Genomic DNA, 15795 nt, shown 5'->3' with positions numbered 1-15795 from the left:
GTGCCGCCATGGGTAGGAGCCACGACATGAGGGCTCTCACCTGGCACGGCATCGAGGACGTCCGTGTGACCGACGTACCCGACCCCGTCATCGCTGACACCACTGACGCCATCGTGCGAGTCACATCCACCGCCATCTGCGGCTCGGACCTGCACCTCTACCGGGTGCTCGCCCCCTACCTCCAGCCGGGGGACGTCCTCGGCCACGAGTTCATGGGCATCGTCGAGGAGGTCGGCCCGGACGTCGCCACGCTGGCCGTGGGTGACCGGGTCGTCGTGCCCTTCAACATCTCCTGCGGACGGTGCTGGATGTGCCAGCGCGGTTTCTTCGCGCAGTGTGAGACCACTCAGAACACCGCGTCGGGCAAGGGCGCCAGCCTCTTCGGCTACACGAGCCTCTACGGATCCGTGCCCGGCGGCCAGGCGGAGTACGTCCGGGTGCCGCATGCCGACTTCGGTCCGATCGTCATCCCCCACGAGCGGCCGGACGAGCGCTTCCTCTACCTGTCCGACATCCTGCCGACCGCCTGGCAGGCGGTGGAGTACGCCGACGTCAGCGCCAACGACACCCTTGCGGTCCTCGGGCTCGGCCCCGTCGGGCAGCTCGCCGTCCGGGCGGCCCGGCACCGCGGGGTCGGACGCGTCATCGGGGTCGACCTCGTGCCGGACCGGATCGAGAAGGCCCGCGCCCACGGCGCCGAGGTCATCGATGCGCGCGACACCGAGGTCGTCGATGCGCTCATCGAGATGACGGACGGCCGAGGACCCGATGCCGTGATCGACGCGGTGGGCATGGAGGCGCACGGAAACCCCTTGTCGGAGATGGTAATGGGAGCAGCCAGCCGCCTGCCCAAGCCCGTCGCCCGAGGAGCCATCGAACGCTTCGGCATCGACCGTCTGGCCGCTCTGCACACCGCGGTCGCGGCCGTCCGCCGTGGCGGCACCTTGTCGATCAGCGGCGTCTACGGCGGCTCCGCCGACCCGATGCCGATGATGGAGCTCTTCGACAAAGGCCTGACGGTCCGGATGGGCCAGTGCCACGTGCGCCGCTGGAGCGACGAGCTGCTCGACATCGTCCGGACCGACGACGACGTGCTCGGCCTCGAGGGCCTGGCCACGCACCGTGCCGGCCTCGACGACGCACCGGACCTCTACCGAGTCTTCCAGGAGAAGCAGGACGAGTGCCTCAAGGTCGTCCTCACGCCCTGAGACACGCGCCGACCCCGCACGCAGCCCCCATCCACCGAGCAAGGAGAAGCCGATGAGTGTGACCAGCTTCCAGGACCTGCCCCTGGCCGACCGCGACCGGGAGTGGGACGGCGACGCCGCGGAGAAGCGGGTCCGCGAGTGGGCCGGCGCCACCGACGAGCCGAACGAGAAGTACCGCGACGCCCACGTCTGGTACGACGCCGAGCACAAGACGAACTTCACGGCATACAAGCTGCTCGTCGCGGATGTCGTGGACGGTCGCCTCCGGGCCGTGCCCCGCGGGGTCATGGCCGCGGCCGCCGTCATGCAGGGGTCCCGTGGGGGCGTGGACCTGCCCGAGAAGGACCGCGACCGCGTCCGCAGCCACCTCGCGAAGTACTACGCGAAGATGGGCGAGGACGCGCCGTGGGAGCGCGACTGAGCGTCGCCGTCAGTCCGTGGCGTCCTCGAGCCGCGGTCGGCCGCCGCCGATCGTCGGCAGGACGCCGGTGTCGGCGACCTCCCGGGCCACCTCGTGCAGCTTGCGGTTGGTGTTCTGGCTCGCCATCCGCAGCAGCCCGAAGGCCTGGTCACGCGTCACCTGGTGCCGGGTCATCAACACGCCCATGGCGACCCCGATCTCGCGGTTGCTGACGAGGGCCTTCCGGAGGTTCTCGACCTGCTGCTGGTTGGCCGACAGGGCGACCGCCAGGGCCCCGTGGGTGGCGAGCATGAGACCGACGAGCTCGGCGTGCTCGTCGAACGCGGCCACCTCGTCCGCATAGATGTTGAGGCCGTCGATGCTGTCGTCCGTCTCGTGGCCGAGGCGGTAGCTGAGCATGCTGAGCAGACCGAGCTCCCTCGAGACCCGCTCGCCGTACTCCGGCCACCGTTTGTCGTGACGCAGGTCGCGCGGGCGATAGAGCGCGTCCTCGACGATGGCGTCGAGGCAGGGACCCGAGCCCAGGGCGTACTGGATGTCGTCGGCGCGACGGGCCCGGTCGTCGGTCGCCGCGACCGTCCGGAAGCGGCCGTGCTCGTAGGTCGTGATGCTCGCGCAGACGGAACCTGGCACGCGGTCTACGGCCATCCGGACCACGGCGTCCAGGGTGTCGGCGGGCTCCATGGACTCGAGCTCGGCACCGAGCTGGCCGAAGGACTCGGCGACCACGCGCAGCTCGTCCTCGGCCTGCTGGAGCTCGTCAGCGCCCATCCGCTCACCGTCCCTTCTCCCGTCGACCGTAGACCTTGGCGAGTACCGAGGCGAGAGCCGATCGGAGGGCCACCGTCCCGGGTAGGTCATCAGGAGGCCAACCCCGAGGAGCACCTGCGTGTCGTCATGTCCATCAACCTGATCTACCTCATCGCCGGAGCGGCGATGTTCCTCGCAGCGGTGCTCCCCTCCGTGCTCGACCGGTATGCCGTGTCGGCAGCGATGGTGCTCCTGCTCCTCGGCATGGCCATCGGCCTGCTCCCACTGCCCGAGGGGATGCGCCTCGACCCGGTCGTCATCCGACCGCAGGTCGAGCGGGTCACCGAGTTCACGATCCTCGTCGCCCTCATGGGTGTCGGCCTCGCCATCGACCGCTCGTTGGACTGGCGCAGCCGTGCCTCGTGGGCCGCGTGGTCCCCGACGTGGCGACTGCTGGCCATCGCGATGCCCCTGACGATCGCCTCCGTGGCGTTGCTCGGCTGGGGGCTCGGCATCGCGCCCGCCGCCGCCCTGCTCCTGGGGGCGGCCCTCTCCCCGACCGACCCCGTGCTGGCCAGCGACGTCCAGGTCGAGGGCCCACGCGTCGACACCACGAGCACTCCTGACGATGCCGCGGACGAGGGTGCGGGTTCTCCTCCCGACGACGACCAGGCACTGGGCGAGCCTGTCGACGAGAAGGACGACGTGCGCTTCGCGCTGACCTCCGAGGCAGGTCTCAACGACGGTCTCGCCTTCCCGTTCGTCACCGCGGCCCTGCTGCTCGCCTCCGCCGGAGGACTGTCCTCGGTGGGTTCGTGGGGCCTGCAGTGGTTCGCGTGGGACCTCGTCGGCAAGGTCGTCATCGGCGTCGCGGTGGGCATCACGGTCGGCTGGGGCCTGGCCCGCATCGCCTTCCGGTCCTCGCGGCGCTCACTGCGTCTCGCTGAGCAGGGTGAGCCCCTCCTCGCCCTGGCGGCCCTCGTCCTGACGTACGGCGCCAGCCAGCTCGTGGGCGGCTACGGGTTCCTGTCGGTCTTCGCGTGCGGGATGACCCTGCGGGCGGCCGAACGCAACCACCACTACCACCGCTCCATGCACGAGGTGGTCCAGCGGCTCGAGCGTCTGCTGACGCTGATCATCCTGCTCATGCTCGGTATGGCGATGACCAAGGGCGTGCTCGGGCACCTCGACTGGCGCGGGGTGGTGATCGCCCTGGCCCTCGTCTTCGTCCTGCGCCCCCTCGCCGGGTGGGTGAGCCTGCGCCTGCGGGCCCGTCCCGCGAATCTGCCGGGGGGCCTCGGCCGCCGAGAGACGCTCGCGACCGCGTTCTTCGGGGTGCGCGGCATCGGCTCGCTCTACTACCTCGCCTTCGCCGCCGGCGAGCACGCCTTCTCCGACGAGCGCTGGATGTGGTCCACGGTCGCCTTCACGATCCTGCTGTCGGTCATGGTGCACGGGACGCTCGCGACGCCGGTCATGCGCTATCTCGAGCGCCGCCGTGAGCGCGCCGGCCGAGCAGAGGGCGCGGGCCGGGCATAGCGCGCCTGACGCATACGCTCCCCTCGGAACGGGCCGACCACGCAGGCACGGTCCGGCAGGTGTGCAGGCACCCCCGCGCGGGTATGAGTGCTGGGGAGGCTCCAGCCCAGCGGCCCCCGACCCCGCGCCGACGCCCCCTCGATCGGTGTGCGTCGGGCGTGCGCACCGAGAGGCAACCGGTTGAGTCCCGTCATCGCATCCGTTCCGTCAGGCCACGTCTACGTCCGGCACCTCGCGCCGCCGGACGGCCGGACGACGGTCACCCGCCTGCCCGACCCACGACCGCGCGCCGACGTCCCCGACGCGCAGTGGTGGCCGCCCCGGATGCTCGAGCCGGGTTGGGTCGACGAGCATGCCGACGAGTTCGACCTCATGCACGTGCACTTCGGCTTCGACGCCGTCTCGCCCGACGACCTCGCAGACGTCGTCTCGAGCCTGCGCCGTCACGGCCGCCCGCTCGTCGTCACGGTGCACGACCTGCGCAACCCGCACCACGTCGAGCGAGGACTGCACGACGCCCAGCTCGGCGTCCTCGTCGAGGCGGCGGATGCCGTCCTGACCCTGACTCCCGGGGCGGCGGCGGAGATCGCGGCCCGTTGGGGTCGTGAGGCGATCGTCGTGCCGCACCCGCATGTCGTCGAGGAGCCGCGGCTCTCGCAGGAGCGAGTGCCCCACCCCGGTTTCGTCATCGGCGTCCACGCCAAGAGTCTTCGAGCGGGGATGGACCCCCTCCCCGTCATCGAGGAGATCGTCGCCACGCTCCCCGACCTTCCGGGTGCGCGGCTGCGCGTCGACGCCCACACCGACGTCATGACGCCCGGGCATCCCCGTCATGCCGTCGAGCTCGAGCCGCGCCTGCGTGAGCTCGAAGGCCGCGGCCTCGTCGACCTCCACGTGCACGACTACTTCACCGACGGCGAGCTCTGGCACTACCTCCAGTCGCTCGACGTCTCCGTCCTGCCCTATCGCTTCGGCACCCACTCCGGGTGGCTCGAGGCGTGCTACGACCTGGGCACCACGGGGCTGGTCCCCGACTGCGGCTACTACGCCGACCAACGGCCCTGCATCGTCTACGGCGTGCCGGGGTCGACGCCCGAACGGAACGGGGACGGCGCCCCACCGCTGCGCGAGGGGCTCTTGCGCGCCTACCGCGAGCGCCCGACGTGGCGGGCCGACCCCGAGGCGCGCCGCCGCGAGCGCCAGGAGATCTCCCGCGTCCACGAGCAGGTGTATGCCGGCGTGCTGGCCGCGGTGGCCGACCGGGGTGCGACGTGCACGTCGTAGTCCTGGCTGCCTCGAAGCACCCGATCGCCGAGCCGTTCGCCGGCGGTCTGGAGTCCCTGACGTGGCACCTCGTCCGCGGCCTTCGCCGCCGCGGCGTGGACGTCACCTTCTTCGCCGGGCCCGGGAGCGACCCCACGCTCGGGGCGACCGAGCTCGACGTCGCGCCACTGCGCCTCAGCGACACGGCACGTGCCGACGTGTCGATGGTGCCGGAGGCGTGGTTGCGCGAGCACCACGCCTACCTGCAGGTCATGCTGTCCCTCCAGCGGCGCGACGACATCGACGTCGTGCACAACAACAGCCTCCACCACCTCCCGGTCGCCATGGCCGGCGCACTCCGCGCGCCGGTGCTGACGACCCTCCACACCCCGCCCACCCCCTGGCTCGAGCCGGCGATCGCGATCGACTCGAGTGCCCGAACATCGCGGCGGAACAGTCACTTCGTGGCCGTCAGCAGGCACACGGCGCAGTCGTGGTCGCACGTCGCCTCGCCGGACGTCGTGCACAACGGTGTCGATGTCCGGCGTTGGGTCGCGGGACCGGGTGGCGACGACCTGGTGTGGGTCGGCCGCATCGTCCCCGAGAAGGCACCCCACCGGGCCATCGCGATGGCGCGGGCGTCCGGGCGCCGGCTGCGCATCGCCGGACCCGTCGGTGACGCCGGCTATTTCTCCCGACACGTCGCAGGCGAGCTCGACGACGACGTCTCCTACGTCGGCCACCTCGACACGGACGGCCTCGTGGCGCTGGTCGGCAGCAGTGCAGCCATGCTCGTCACGCCGGAGTGGGACGAGCCCTACGGCCTCGTCGCCGCCGAGTCGCTGGCGTGCGGCACCCCGGTGGTCGCCCTGGACCGTGGTGGCCTCCGGGAGTTCGTCGTCCCCGGGGTCGGTGTCCTGCTCCCGCGCGACGCCGGGTCCGGCGAGGCGGCGCAGGCCGTGGCGACGGCCGTCCGTCTCGACCGGGCCGACTGCCGCGCGCACGCCGTCGCCGCGTGCTCGGTCGACGTCATGGTCGAGCGGTACCTCGAGCTCTACCTGTCGATCACCGGCCTCCGCGGTGCCGCGTGATCGGCTACTACGTCCACCACCACGGTCTGGGTCACCTGACCCGCCTGCAGGCGGTCGCCGAGCACCTGAGGTCTCCGGTGACGGGCCTCAGCTCGCTGCCCGCCCCCCTGTCCTGGGACCAGGAGTGGGTCCACCTCGAGCGCGACGACCGGATGCCGCCCGCGGCCGCCCTGCTCGCCGACCCCACCGCGCACGGGGTGCTGCACTGGGCACCCCGGCACGACCCCGGTCTGGCGGACCGCATGGCCGCAGTCGCCGAGTGGATCCGGCGTGCCCGGCCCTCCCTCGTCGTCGCCGACGTGTCCGTCGAGATCGCCGTGCTGAGTCGCCTCTGCGGCGTGCCTGTCGTGGTGCTCGCCATGCCGGGTGTGCGCACCGACCGAACCCACTCCCTCGCCTACGACCTCGCCGACGGGCTGCTCGCGCCGTGGCCCGAGACCGCGCACACCGAGGGCTGGCCCCAGTCCTGGCTGGCGAAGCTCTGGGCCGTCGGTGCGCTGTCGCGCTTCGACGGCCGAGGGCCGGCCCGGACGCCCGGTGAGAACTCCGGGCACGCGGCCGGGACCGATGCACTCGATGTCGACCGTTCCGTGAGCCGGGCAGGCGCCGCGGCGGCGCGGCGCGTCCTGCTCCTGTGGGGCGGCGGCGGCCGCGGCACCTCGGCCGCGYAGGTCGAGGCCGCCCGGGCCGCCACCCCGGGCTGGGACTGGGTCGAGCGCGGACCCGGCTCGCCCTCGCCCGACCTGTGGGCCGACCTGGCGGCCGCCGACGTCGTGGTCACCCACGGCGGCCAGAACGCCGTGGCCGAGGTGGCCGCCGCCCGACGACCCGCGGTCGTGGTCGCCCAGCCCCGCCCCTTCGACGAGCAGGTGGCCACGGCGCGGGCGGTCGACCGCCTCGGCATGGCCGTGGGGCTGGACACGTGGCCCGAGGCCGCCAGCTGGCCCGGGCTGCTCGACCGCGCACTCCGCCGGGGCGGTGAGGGCTGGGGTGCGTGGTCTACCGGCCACGGGGCGGAGTCCGCCGCAGCTCGGCTCGACGCGCTGGCCGACCGACAGTGCCCCGGGACGGCGACTCGGGCGGCGTCGTGACGGACCCGTTCGGGCTGGAACTGCCTCGCCCGCCGTGCCGGGCGCCTCGCTCCGGCGGGACGGGCACGCTGGCCGTCGTCACCATCGTGCACGGGCGCCACGAGCACCTCGAGCGCCAGCTGTGGGGACTGCGCCAGCAGCGACATCGCCCCGATGCGCACGTCATCGTCGCCATGGACGACCCACGCGTGGAGGCCGTCGCCCGCGAGCACGCTGGCAGCTGGGAGGTCCACGTCGCCTCGATCGGCCGTCGCGGCGGCCACCTCCCCCTGGCCGCCGCCCGCAACCTCGGCGTGGACGTGGCCGCGGCCACCGGCGCCGACCGGGTCGTGCTGCTCGACGTCGACTGCATCCCTTCGGCAGGGCTGCTCGAACGGTATGCCGGCGTGCTGGGCTCCGTGGCCGGCCACAGGCCACATTCGCAACACCCGGATCTCGTTGACGGCCCGGTGGTCCTTGCCGGGGAGGTCGCCTACCTGCCTCCCATGCCGCCCGGACGCGACTACCGCGACCTGGGCCTGGCAGCCCTGACCGGACTCGCGCCACCGCACCCGGCCCGTCCCGTGCTGGCCGCTGACGAGGCGAGCCCGGCACAGGACCTGCGTCTCTTCTGGTCGCTGTCCTTCGCCCTCACCGTGCCCTCGTGGAGGGCCGTCGGGGGCTTCGACGAGGGCTATGTCGGCTACGGGGGGGAGGACACCGACTTCGGGCAACGGGTCGGCGCTGCGGGCGGACGGCTCCTGTGGGTGGGGGGCGCGCTGGCCCACCACCAGCACCACCCGACAGCCTCTCCTCCCGTGCAGCACGTGCACGACATCGTCGCCAACGCCAACCGGTTCGCCGAGCGCTGGGGCTGGTGGCCCATGGAGGGATGGCTCGAGGTGTTCGCCGCGCGGGGACTCGCGTGTCGGTCAGCCGACGGCACCTGGCGGACGAACAGCGCCCCGTCCACCTGAGGAGGTGTCAGCGGGCGACGACCACCGTGCTGAGCGCGTGCTCGAGGACCGCCCGGCTGACCGAGCCGAGAGTCATCCCGGCGAAGCCGCCGCTCCCGGTCGCGCCGAGGACGACCACTTCCGCCCGGGCGGACTGGCGGATCAGCTCCTCGGCTGCGTGGCCCGACACCACCTGCTGCTCGACGACGACGTCGGGGAAGTCCGCGACGACCTCGTCCACGACCTCCCCGAGGTAGGCCGCCGTGGCCTCCTGCGGGTCGGTCGTGAACCACCACGGCGACGCACCGACACGCTCGGGCGGCGCCAGTGGGTAGAGGTGCCACACCGCGAGCGCGACGACCACGGCCCCCTTGGCACGCGCGTCGGCGCAGGCCCAGCGCAGCGCGATGCGACTCTGCTTCGAGCCGTCCACGCCCACCACGATCCGGCCCGTCTGCCCGGACGCACCCGCTCCGGGGCCTCCCTCGCCACGTGTCGCCGCGCGCGATCCGCCATCAGGGCGTGTCATCTCGTCCATGGTGCTCCTCACCTCTGACCCAGCCTGCCCCGCCACGAGGCGCGGCGGCAGGTGCAACGGTCCTGTCCGGTTCGGGACCTTGGTCCCACGGGGCGCCCGACCTTCGGCCATACCCCGGTCCTCGCTCGTGCGCGCACCATCGACGCAGCGCCGCACACCGACGGCTTCGACCAGGGAGAGCACCATGTGCACCGTCCTCATCACGTACTCCACCCCGCCGCCGCCGACCGAGACCACCGGTTCGGTCCACGGCGGCACGGACGAGGCGCGCACCACGCCCACGACGACGACGTCGTCCGACCCGTCGCTGTCGGCCGCGCCGACACCGCCCTCCTTCGCCGCGTTGACAGCCGGCATCGACGAGGCCATCGCCGCTGCCATCGCCGACGAGCTGACCTGCGCCGGTCACCGGGTGGCGTGCCGCCCCAGCGTCGCGGTCACCACGACCGACGGCTTCGACCTCGTCGTCGCGGTCCACGCCCTGCGGGTGAGCCACTCGCCCCGTGGGTCGCGCGCCACCCGTCCGGCCGGGCCCGAGCCGACCTCGGCGCTCGAGACGGACGGGCCGCCACTCGACGGCGACTCGACGATCCCGATGACCTGGTGCGCCGACTGGCGCGCCGTCGATGCCTGGGCACGGAGCGTCGGCGACCACCTCGTGCGCGAGCTCGAGCTGCACACCGAGCTGGTGCGGGTGCGCGCCGAGCTCGCCCGCTGCCGCGCGATGCTGCGCGCGGCGACACCCGAGCCTCGCCCCGCCTCCACCGTGGAGCTCGGACGTCCGGTCCCGTACGGCGCCGTACGGGAGGCACACCGCCCGCACCGGGTGGCCTCGACGCGTCAGAAGACGGGGTCGTGAGATGTCGGCGTCCGGTTACCGGGCGGGACCCGAGCGCACCGTGCCGTCGCACCCCCAGCGGTCGAACCGGCGGATCAACTACGTCGACCTGACTCTCGCGGAGTGCCAGACGCTCCTCGAGTCCCGCGACGTCGGCCGCATCGGGTGGAACGCCGGACACGGTCCGCAGATCTTTCCCGTCAGCTATGCCTGCGTGGCCGAGCTCATCGTCTTCCGCACCTCCCCCTTCGGGGTGCTCTCCGAGCTCGTGCGTCCGACGCAGGTGGTCTTCGAGGTGGACGACCTCGATGCGACCCAGCACACCGGCTGGAGTGTCATCGCCCGCGGACGGGGCCAGGCCGTGGCCTCGCCCGCCCTGCTCACCCACCTGTGGACCGTCGACGGGGCCGAGCCGTGGGCCGGTGGCGTGCGCAACGTCTTCATCGGGATCACCGTCGAGCGCTTGACCGGCCGTTCGTTCGGATCACAGAGGGTGCCGTCCGTGGCGCGACGAGGAGCACACTGACGCTCAGCCGACCTGACCACAACCGCCCCCCACCGGCCAGAGCAGGCCTAGCCTTGACGCATGACGTCGACTCGTGCGACGAACCCTCCAGCTGGAAACCCGACGTGCCCTGCCCGGGCGGGACGCTGATGGTCGAGCGCGCCGCGCCGGTGCCCGAACTCTCCGACCCGCCGGGTTCGGCGGAGGACCGCCTCCGTGGATTGCTCGCCGCCAGTAGTTCCGTGGTCTCGGAGCTCGCTTTGCCGGGAGTGCTGAGGCGCATCGTCGAGGCGGCGCGGGCCGTTGCGGGGGCACGCTACGCCGCCCTCGGGGTGCTCGGCGCCGACGGCCTGCTCGAGCAGTTCATCCACTCGGGCATGGACAACGACACGGTGGAGCGCATCGGGCACCTGCCCACCGGACGGGGGGTGCTCGGCGCGCTCATCGAGCAACCCCGGCCGATCCGGCTGCATGCCATCTCCGACGACCCGAGATCCGTCGGCTTCCCGCCGGGCCACCCACCCATGCAGGGCTTCCTCGGGGTGCCGGTGCGCTCGCGGGGTGAGGTCTTCGGCAACCTCTACCTCGCCGAACGGGTCGACGGGGCGGACTTCAGCTCCGACGACGAGGACCTCGTCGTCGCGCTGGCGGCCAGCGCCGGGGTCGCGATCGAGAACGCCCGCCTCTACGAGGAGTCGCGGCGACGGCAGGAGTGGCTTCGGGCGTCCGCCGAGATCAGCCGCGACCTGCTGAGGCCCGGGCTGGGCAACGAGGTGCTCGTCCGCATCGCCGACGCCGTGCTGCGCCTCGCCGACGCCGACGTCGTCACCCTCGACTTCCCGGCGGAGACGGATCCTGCTGCGCCCGACGCTCCCGTCCCCGCTCCGGACCATCCCGAGCAGCTCGTCGTCGAGGTTGCCCGTGGTGAGGGCACGGACTCGATCGTCGGGACGGCATACCCCGCAGAGCCGTCGCTCGCGGGCACGGCGATGCGCGACCGACGAGCCACCCTCGCCGACGAGACGGGACGCGCAGAGCCGGCACTGACCCCGGTGGTCTCGGACGGGACGTGGGGACCTGCGATGGCATGCCCCTTGGTGGGAGAGGCGGGCGTGCGCGGTGCGGTCGTCGTCGCGCGCTACGCCGGGAGCCCTCCGTTCAGTCGCACGGACGTCGAGATGGCCGAACAGCTGGCCCTGCACGCAGCGCTGGCGCTCGAGCTCGCGGACGGTCGGCGCGACGAGGCTCGGGTCGCCATGCTCGAGGACCGCCACCGGATCGCGCGTGACCTGCACGACCACGTCATCCAGCGGATCTTCGCCACGGAGCTGACGCTGGAGGCCGTCACGGGACGAGCGACCGACCCCGCCGTGCGTGAGGCGCTCGGCAGGGCCATCGAGGACCTCGACGAGACGATCCGGCGGATCCGGACCGCGATCTTCACGTTGCAGAAGCCGAGGTCGTCCCTGGACGCCCGGGCCGTGCTGCTGGAGGTCGTCCGCTCCTCGACCGCCGCCCTCGGCTTCGAGCCGACGCTGCGGCTCGAGGGGCCGGTGGCGACCGTGCTCGACCCCCCACTGCTCCACGACGTCACTGCCGTGCTGCGAGAGTCGCTGACCAACGTCGTCAAGCACTCCAACTGCTCGGCCGTCGACGTCCACGTGGCCGTCACCCCCACTGTCGTCAGGGTCGAGGTCATCGACGACGGGTCGGCGCCGGTGCAGACGAGCGCCCCTCCGGGTGGGCGACCCCACCGGGGCCTCGACAACCTGGCGAGCCGGGCACGGGCCCGACACGGCGAGTGCACGCTGACCACGGGCGAGAGGGGAACGGTGCTGTCATGGAGCGCACGACCGGGGAGGTGACGACGCCGATCACGGTCTTCCTGCTCGACGACCACGAGATCGTCAGGCGCGGCCTCATCGACCTGCTCGAGTCGCACGACGACTTCCGCGTCGTCGGCGAGGCGGGGACGGCCGCCGAGGCGCTGCGGCGCATCCCCACGCTCGCGCCGCAGGTCGCGCTGCTCGACGCTCGGCTGCCCGACGGGAGCGGCATCGACGTCTGCCGCGAGGTGCAGGTGACCAGCCCCGGCACCCGGTGCCTCATCCTCACCTCCTACGACGACGACGACGCCTTGTTCGCCGCGGTCATGGCCGGCGCTGCGGGCTACCTGCTCAAGCAGATCCGCGGCCCCTCACTGACCGACGCCGTCGCCCACGTCGCCGCCGGGCACTCCCTGGTAGACCCGGCCCTGGTCGAGCGGCTGCTGGAACGCATCCGCCGCCCCGACGCCGACTCGTCCTCCGACCGGCGTGACGGTCACGATCGACGCGACGGACGGCCGGGCCACCCGGGATACCCCGCACACCCGGGGCACCCCGGCCGGGCGGACCCCTGGCCCGGTGCCAACACCCTCACCGACCGAGAGCAGGAGATCCTCGATCTCATCGCGGAGGGCCTGACGAACCGCCAGATCGGCGCTCAGCTGCACCTGGCCGAGAAGACCGTCAAGAACTACGTCTCCGGGCTGCTCGCCAAGCTCGGCTTCGAGCGACGCACCCAAGCGGCGGTGTACGGCGCCCAGCACGCCACGGAACCCGCCGACGGGCACGGACGCCCGTGACGGCATACGCCGGCAGACCCTCTGTAACGCAGTGCCGGGAACAGCGATGATGGGAGTGAGACGGCACCCGATCCCCCGAGCGGGTGCCGTCTCGCCGTCCGCGGAGGTCCCGCGCCACGCGAGTGGACGCCACCGCCGCCCCTGACTGGTTGAAGAGCGACGATGCCGCCACCTGCCCAGTACCCACCCGGGCGCAGTCGAACGGTCTGGTCCTCATGACGGTCGCCCTCAGGCCCGGGTGGCGGGCGGCGCCCCTGACCCGATCACCCACGACGGGGGAGTCGCCCAGCCGCCTCGCGACCTAGCCTGACGGGGCATGAGGACCAGACCGATCGTCGTCGCCGCGCTCTTGACCATCAGCCTCGCGCCGCTGGCCGCGTGCACGTCGCAGCCCGATCCGGTGCAGGAGCGCATCACCAACCCGGCCCGGGGCACGAGCGTCAACGCGCAGGTCGGCGACATCCGCCTCCTCGCGACCCGCATCGACGCCCCCGAGGAGCGCAAGCTGCTCGGGGGCAGCAACACGGGTCTGTTCACCACCCTCGCCAACGACGGTGGCACGGCCGACCGACTGGTGGCCGTGAGCACGGTCTACGCGCGGCAGGTGGTCATGCGGCAGGGCACCGACGGGGCCGAGGAGCCGGTCCGTATCGATCTCCCCGGCGCAGGCGTCGTGTCCCTCCAGTACCCCGGCGGACTGCACCTCGAGATGGTCGACCTCAAGGTCGACGTTCGGGCCGGGCGGCTGCTGCCGGTGAGCTTCCGCTTCGAGAAGGCCGGCACCGTGACGGTCAACGTCTTCGTCGACGGCTTCGGCCTTCCCACGGTCTCCCCCGTCTCCCCCGTCTCCCCCGTCTCCCCCGTCTCCCCCGCCTCACCGGTCGCGCCGAGCACGAGCTGACCCCGGCACGCGCCCGTCCCCGTGTGCCGGCCGCTCGAAGGCGCAGGCGAGCTCGACGAGCAGGCGGCTGCCGAAACCGGCGGCGACCTTGTTGCGCCAAGCCCGGGGCCTCCGGCAGCTGCGCCACCTCGCCGATGCGGGCCGCCGTGAGCACGGCAGCAGGGCATGGCCGCCCTGCGGTTCATCCCGATTCACCCGTCGCGGGTGACCGCACCAGAGGCGGCTGCGCGGACGATGAGACCGTGAGCCCGGCCACCACGAGCCTGGTCGTCCTCGGGGCGACGGTCGTCCTCTTCGTGTGGGACCGCCTGCCAGTGGGTGCGGTGGCCGTCCTGGCCTGCCTGACGCTCTACGCCACGGGCCTCGTCGACGCGAACACGGCACTCTCCGGCTTCGGCGACCCCGTCGTCGTCTTCATCGCCTCCCTCTTCGTCGTCAGCGAGGCCATCGACTCGGCCGGTGTGACGACGTGGGCTGGTCAGCGGCTCATCGACATCGTCGGAGACGGCGCGGTACGGCTCATGGTCGCGGTGCTCGGCCTGTGCGCGGTCCTGACGGCCGTCATCACTCTCAACGGGTCGGTCGCCGCCCTGCTGCCCCTGGTGCTCGTCCTGGCCACCCGCATCCGCCGTTCGCCGTCACTGATACTCATGCCGATGGCCTTCGCCGGCAGCGCCGGCTCCCTGCTCGCCCTGACGGGCAGTCCCGTCAACGTCATCGTGTCCCAGGCGTCCGTCGAGGCGGGGTCGACGCCGTTCCGGTTCTTCGACTTCGCGGTGGTCGGCCTGCCGCTCGTCGTGTCCACGATCGCCCTCGGGGTGCTGCTCGCACCGCGGGTGCTCCCGCACCGGCCCTCGTCGCAGCCCGTGCGGGACCTCGGTCACCACGCCAACCGCCTCGCCGCGTACTACGAGCTCAACGACGGTTTCTACCGTCTCCGCGTGCGTCCCGGCTCGCCCGTGGTCGGGGTGCCAGCAGGACGGCTCGACCTCGCGGCATACCCCGGCGTGACCCTCATCGGCGTCCAGAGCGCCGGTGGACAGGCCGTGACGGGAGCGACCCCGGTCGGCGACGACGACGTGGTCATCGTCAGCGGCATGAGCGACGCGGTGAGCCGTCTGGTGCCGGAGCTGCGCCTCGCCGTCGCGATGCGGCCCATCACGGTCGGGACGGCCGGGATCATCAACCGTGAGGTCGGGGTCGCGGAGGTCGTCGTGCCGCCTCGTTCTCCACTCGTGGGCGAGACGTCCTTCCCGGGCCAGATGCGAGGTGCTGACCTCGTCGTGCTCGGCATCCGCCGGCTCGGCAGGGACGTAGGCGCCACCCGGCTCGAGCTGGCGCCGGGCGACAGCCTTCTCCTGCACGGCACCTGGGACTCCATCGAGGAGCTCGTGCACGACCGCGACGTGCTGCTCGTCGACTCCCCCGATCTCGTTCGCCGACAAGCGGTTCCGCTCGGACCGCGCTCCGGGAGAGCCATCGTCGTGCTGCTTGCCATGGTGGTGGTGCTCGCGCTGGGCCTCGCGCCCCCGGCGATCGCCGGCCTCGCAGCGGCGACGGCGATGGTGCTGACGAAGGTGGTCAGCGTCAACCAGGCCTACCGGGCCGTCTCGTGGCAGACCGTCGTGCTCATCGGTGGCCTCATCCCGCTGTCGACCGCGATCGAGACGAGCGGCGCCGCCGACCTCGTCGCCAGGCGCCTCATCGACGTCGTCGGCAACGGCCGCCCCTACCTGCTGCTCGTCGCGCTCTTCGCCCTCACCGCCGTCGTGGGGCAGGTGGTCAGCAACACGGCGACGGTGCTCATCGTGGTGCCGATCGCCGTCGCGGCCGCGCAGGAGACCGGGGTCTCGGTGCAGCCGGTGCTCATGCTCGTGGCCGTCGCCGGCGCCGCGTCGCTGCTCACACCGATCGCGACGCCGAGCAACATGATGATCATGGGTCCCGGCGGCTACCGCTTCAGCGACTACTGGCGACTCGGGCTTCCGGTCATGCTCGTGTGGCTGGTGGTCGGCGTCGCGGTCATCCCGCTCGTGTGGCGGTTCTGACGGCCTCCGCCCTCGGCGGCGTGCTGCCGAAGGCGGCCACG

15 protein-coding genes are annotated in these 15795 nt (G+C 72.5%); 13 read left to right on the top strand and 2 right to left on the bottom strand.

Annotated features, from left to right (window positions below):
* The first annotated feature begins 26 nt into the window (after window positions 1-26).
* Window positions 27-1208 (top strand): zinc-dependent alcohol dehydrogenase, encoded by a 1182-nt coding sequence (locus AB4030_RS12865; RefSeq protein WP_442279618.1) that lies wholly within the window; start codon window positions 27-29, stop codon window positions 1206-1208.
* A gap of 52 nt (window positions 1209-1260) precedes the next feature.
* Window positions 1261-1629 (top strand): hypothetical protein, encoded by a 369-nt coding sequence (locus AB4030_RS12860; protein ID WP_442279617.1) that lies wholly within the window; start codon window positions 1261-1263, stop codon window positions 1627-1629.
* Window positions 1630-1638: 9 nt separating this feature from the next.
* On the opposite strand, the gene AB4030_RS12855 is transcribed toward AB4030_RS12860, so the two are convergent.
* Window positions 1639-2400, bottom strand: coding sequence for an ANTAR domain-containing protein (locus tag AB4030_RS12855; protein ID WP_442279616.1), 762 nt, complete (start codon window positions 2398-2400; stop codon window positions 1639-1641).
* 126 nt (window positions 2401-2526) lie between these two features.
* On the opposite strand from AB4030_RS12855, the gene AB4030_RS12850 reads away from it, so the two are divergent.
* The 5 genes from AB4030_RS12850 to AB4030_RS12830 all read left to right on the top strand — a co-directional run bounded on the left by AB4030_RS12850 (window position 2527) and on the right by AB4030_RS12830 (window position 8319).
* Window positions 2527-3918 (top strand): cation:proton antiporter, encoded by a 1392-nt coding sequence (locus AB4030_RS12850; protein WP_442279615.1) that lies wholly within the window; start codon window positions 2527-2529, stop codon window positions 3916-3918.
* 180 nt (window positions 3919-4098) lie between these two features.
* The gene (locus AB4030_RS12845) at window positions 4099-5202 is read left to right on the top strand and encodes a glycosyltransferase family 1 protein (protein ID WP_442279614.1); all 1104 of its coding nucleotides are present in this window, start codon (window positions 4099-4101) and stop codon (window positions 5200-5202) included.
* Entirely contained in the window at window positions 5190-6272 is a 1083-nt protein-coding gene (locus AB4030_RS12840; RefSeq protein ID WP_442279613.1) for a glycosyltransferase family 4 protein, read from the top strand. The genes AB4030_RS12845 and AB4030_RS12840 overlap by 13 nt, the downstream gene beginning before the upstream one ends.
* On the top strand, window positions 6269-7363 hold the full coding sequence (locus AB4030_RS12835; RefSeq protein WP_442279612.1) for a glycosyltransferase: 1095 nt from the start codon (window positions 6269-6271) through the stop codon (window positions 7361-7363). The genes AB4030_RS12840 and AB4030_RS12835 overlap by 4 nt, the downstream gene beginning before the upstream one ends.
* The gene (locus AB4030_RS12830; RefSeq protein ID WP_442279611.1) at window positions 7360-8319 is read left to right on the top strand and encodes a glycosyltransferase family 2 protein; all 960 of its coding nucleotides are present in this window, start codon (window positions 7360-7362) and stop codon (window positions 8317-8319) included. Before AB4030_RS12835 ends, AB4030_RS12830 begins: the two co-directional genes overlap by 4 nt.
* A 7-nt stretch (window positions 8320-8326) precedes the next feature.
* On the opposite strand, the gene AB4030_RS12825 is transcribed toward AB4030_RS12830, so the two are convergent.
* Window positions 8327-8827: a universal stress protein gene (locus tag AB4030_RS12825; RefSeq protein ID WP_442279610.1), complete on the bottom strand. Its 501-nt coding sequence runs from the start codon at window positions 8825-8827 to the stop codon at window positions 8327-8329.
* Window positions 8828-9020: 193 nt separating this feature from the next.
* Between AB4030_RS12825 and AB4030_RS12820 the strand changes: the two genes are divergently transcribed.
* From AB4030_RS12820 to AB4030_RS12795, 6 genes are all read left to right on the top strand, one after another.
* The gene (locus AB4030_RS12820; protein ID WP_442279609.1) at window positions 9021-9695 is read left to right on the top strand and encodes a hypothetical protein; all 675 of its coding nucleotides are present in this window, start codon (window positions 9021-9023) and stop codon (window positions 9693-9695) included.
* A 1-nt stretch (window position 9696) separates the two neighbouring features.
* The gene (locus AB4030_RS12815) at window positions 9697-10200 is read left to right on the top strand and encodes a pyridoxamine 5'-phosphate oxidase family protein (protein ID WP_442279608.1); all 504 of its coding nucleotides are present in this window, start codon (window positions 9697-9699) and stop codon (window positions 10198-10200) included.
* Window positions 10201-10253: 53 nt separating this feature from the next.
* A complete protein-coding gene (locus tag AB4030_RS12810; protein WP_442279607.1) occupies window positions 10254-12044 on the top strand; it encodes a GAF domain-containing sensor histidine kinase in 1791 nt (596 codons plus the stop codon).
* Window positions 12020-12805: a response regulator gene (locus tag AB4030_RS12805; protein ID WP_442279606.1), complete on the top strand. Its 786-nt coding sequence runs from the start codon at window positions 12020-12022 to the stop codon at window positions 12803-12805. Before AB4030_RS12810 ends, AB4030_RS12805 begins: the two co-directional genes overlap by 25 nt.
* A 316-nt stretch (window positions 12806-13121) precedes the next feature.
* A complete protein-coding gene (locus AB4030_RS12800) occupies window positions 13122-13706 on the top strand; it encodes a copper chaperone PCu(A)C (protein WP_442279605.1) in 585 nt (194 codons plus the stop codon).
* Between the two features lie 242 nt (window positions 13707-13948).
* A complete protein-coding gene (locus tag AB4030_RS12795; protein ID WP_442279604.1) occupies window positions 13949-15754 on the top strand; it encodes an SLC13 family permease in 1806 nt (601 codons plus the stop codon).
* Window positions 15755-15795 lie beyond the last annotated feature (41 nt).

It is taken from the genome of Terrabacter sp. 2YAF2 (assembly GCF_052114705.1).
Lineage (GTDB): Bacteria > Actinomycetota > Actinomycetes > Actinomycetales > Dermatophilaceae > Terrabacter.
The sequence above is the reverse complement of the archived record's forward strand: the minus strand, read 5'-3'. Positions and strand labels throughout refer to the sequence as shown.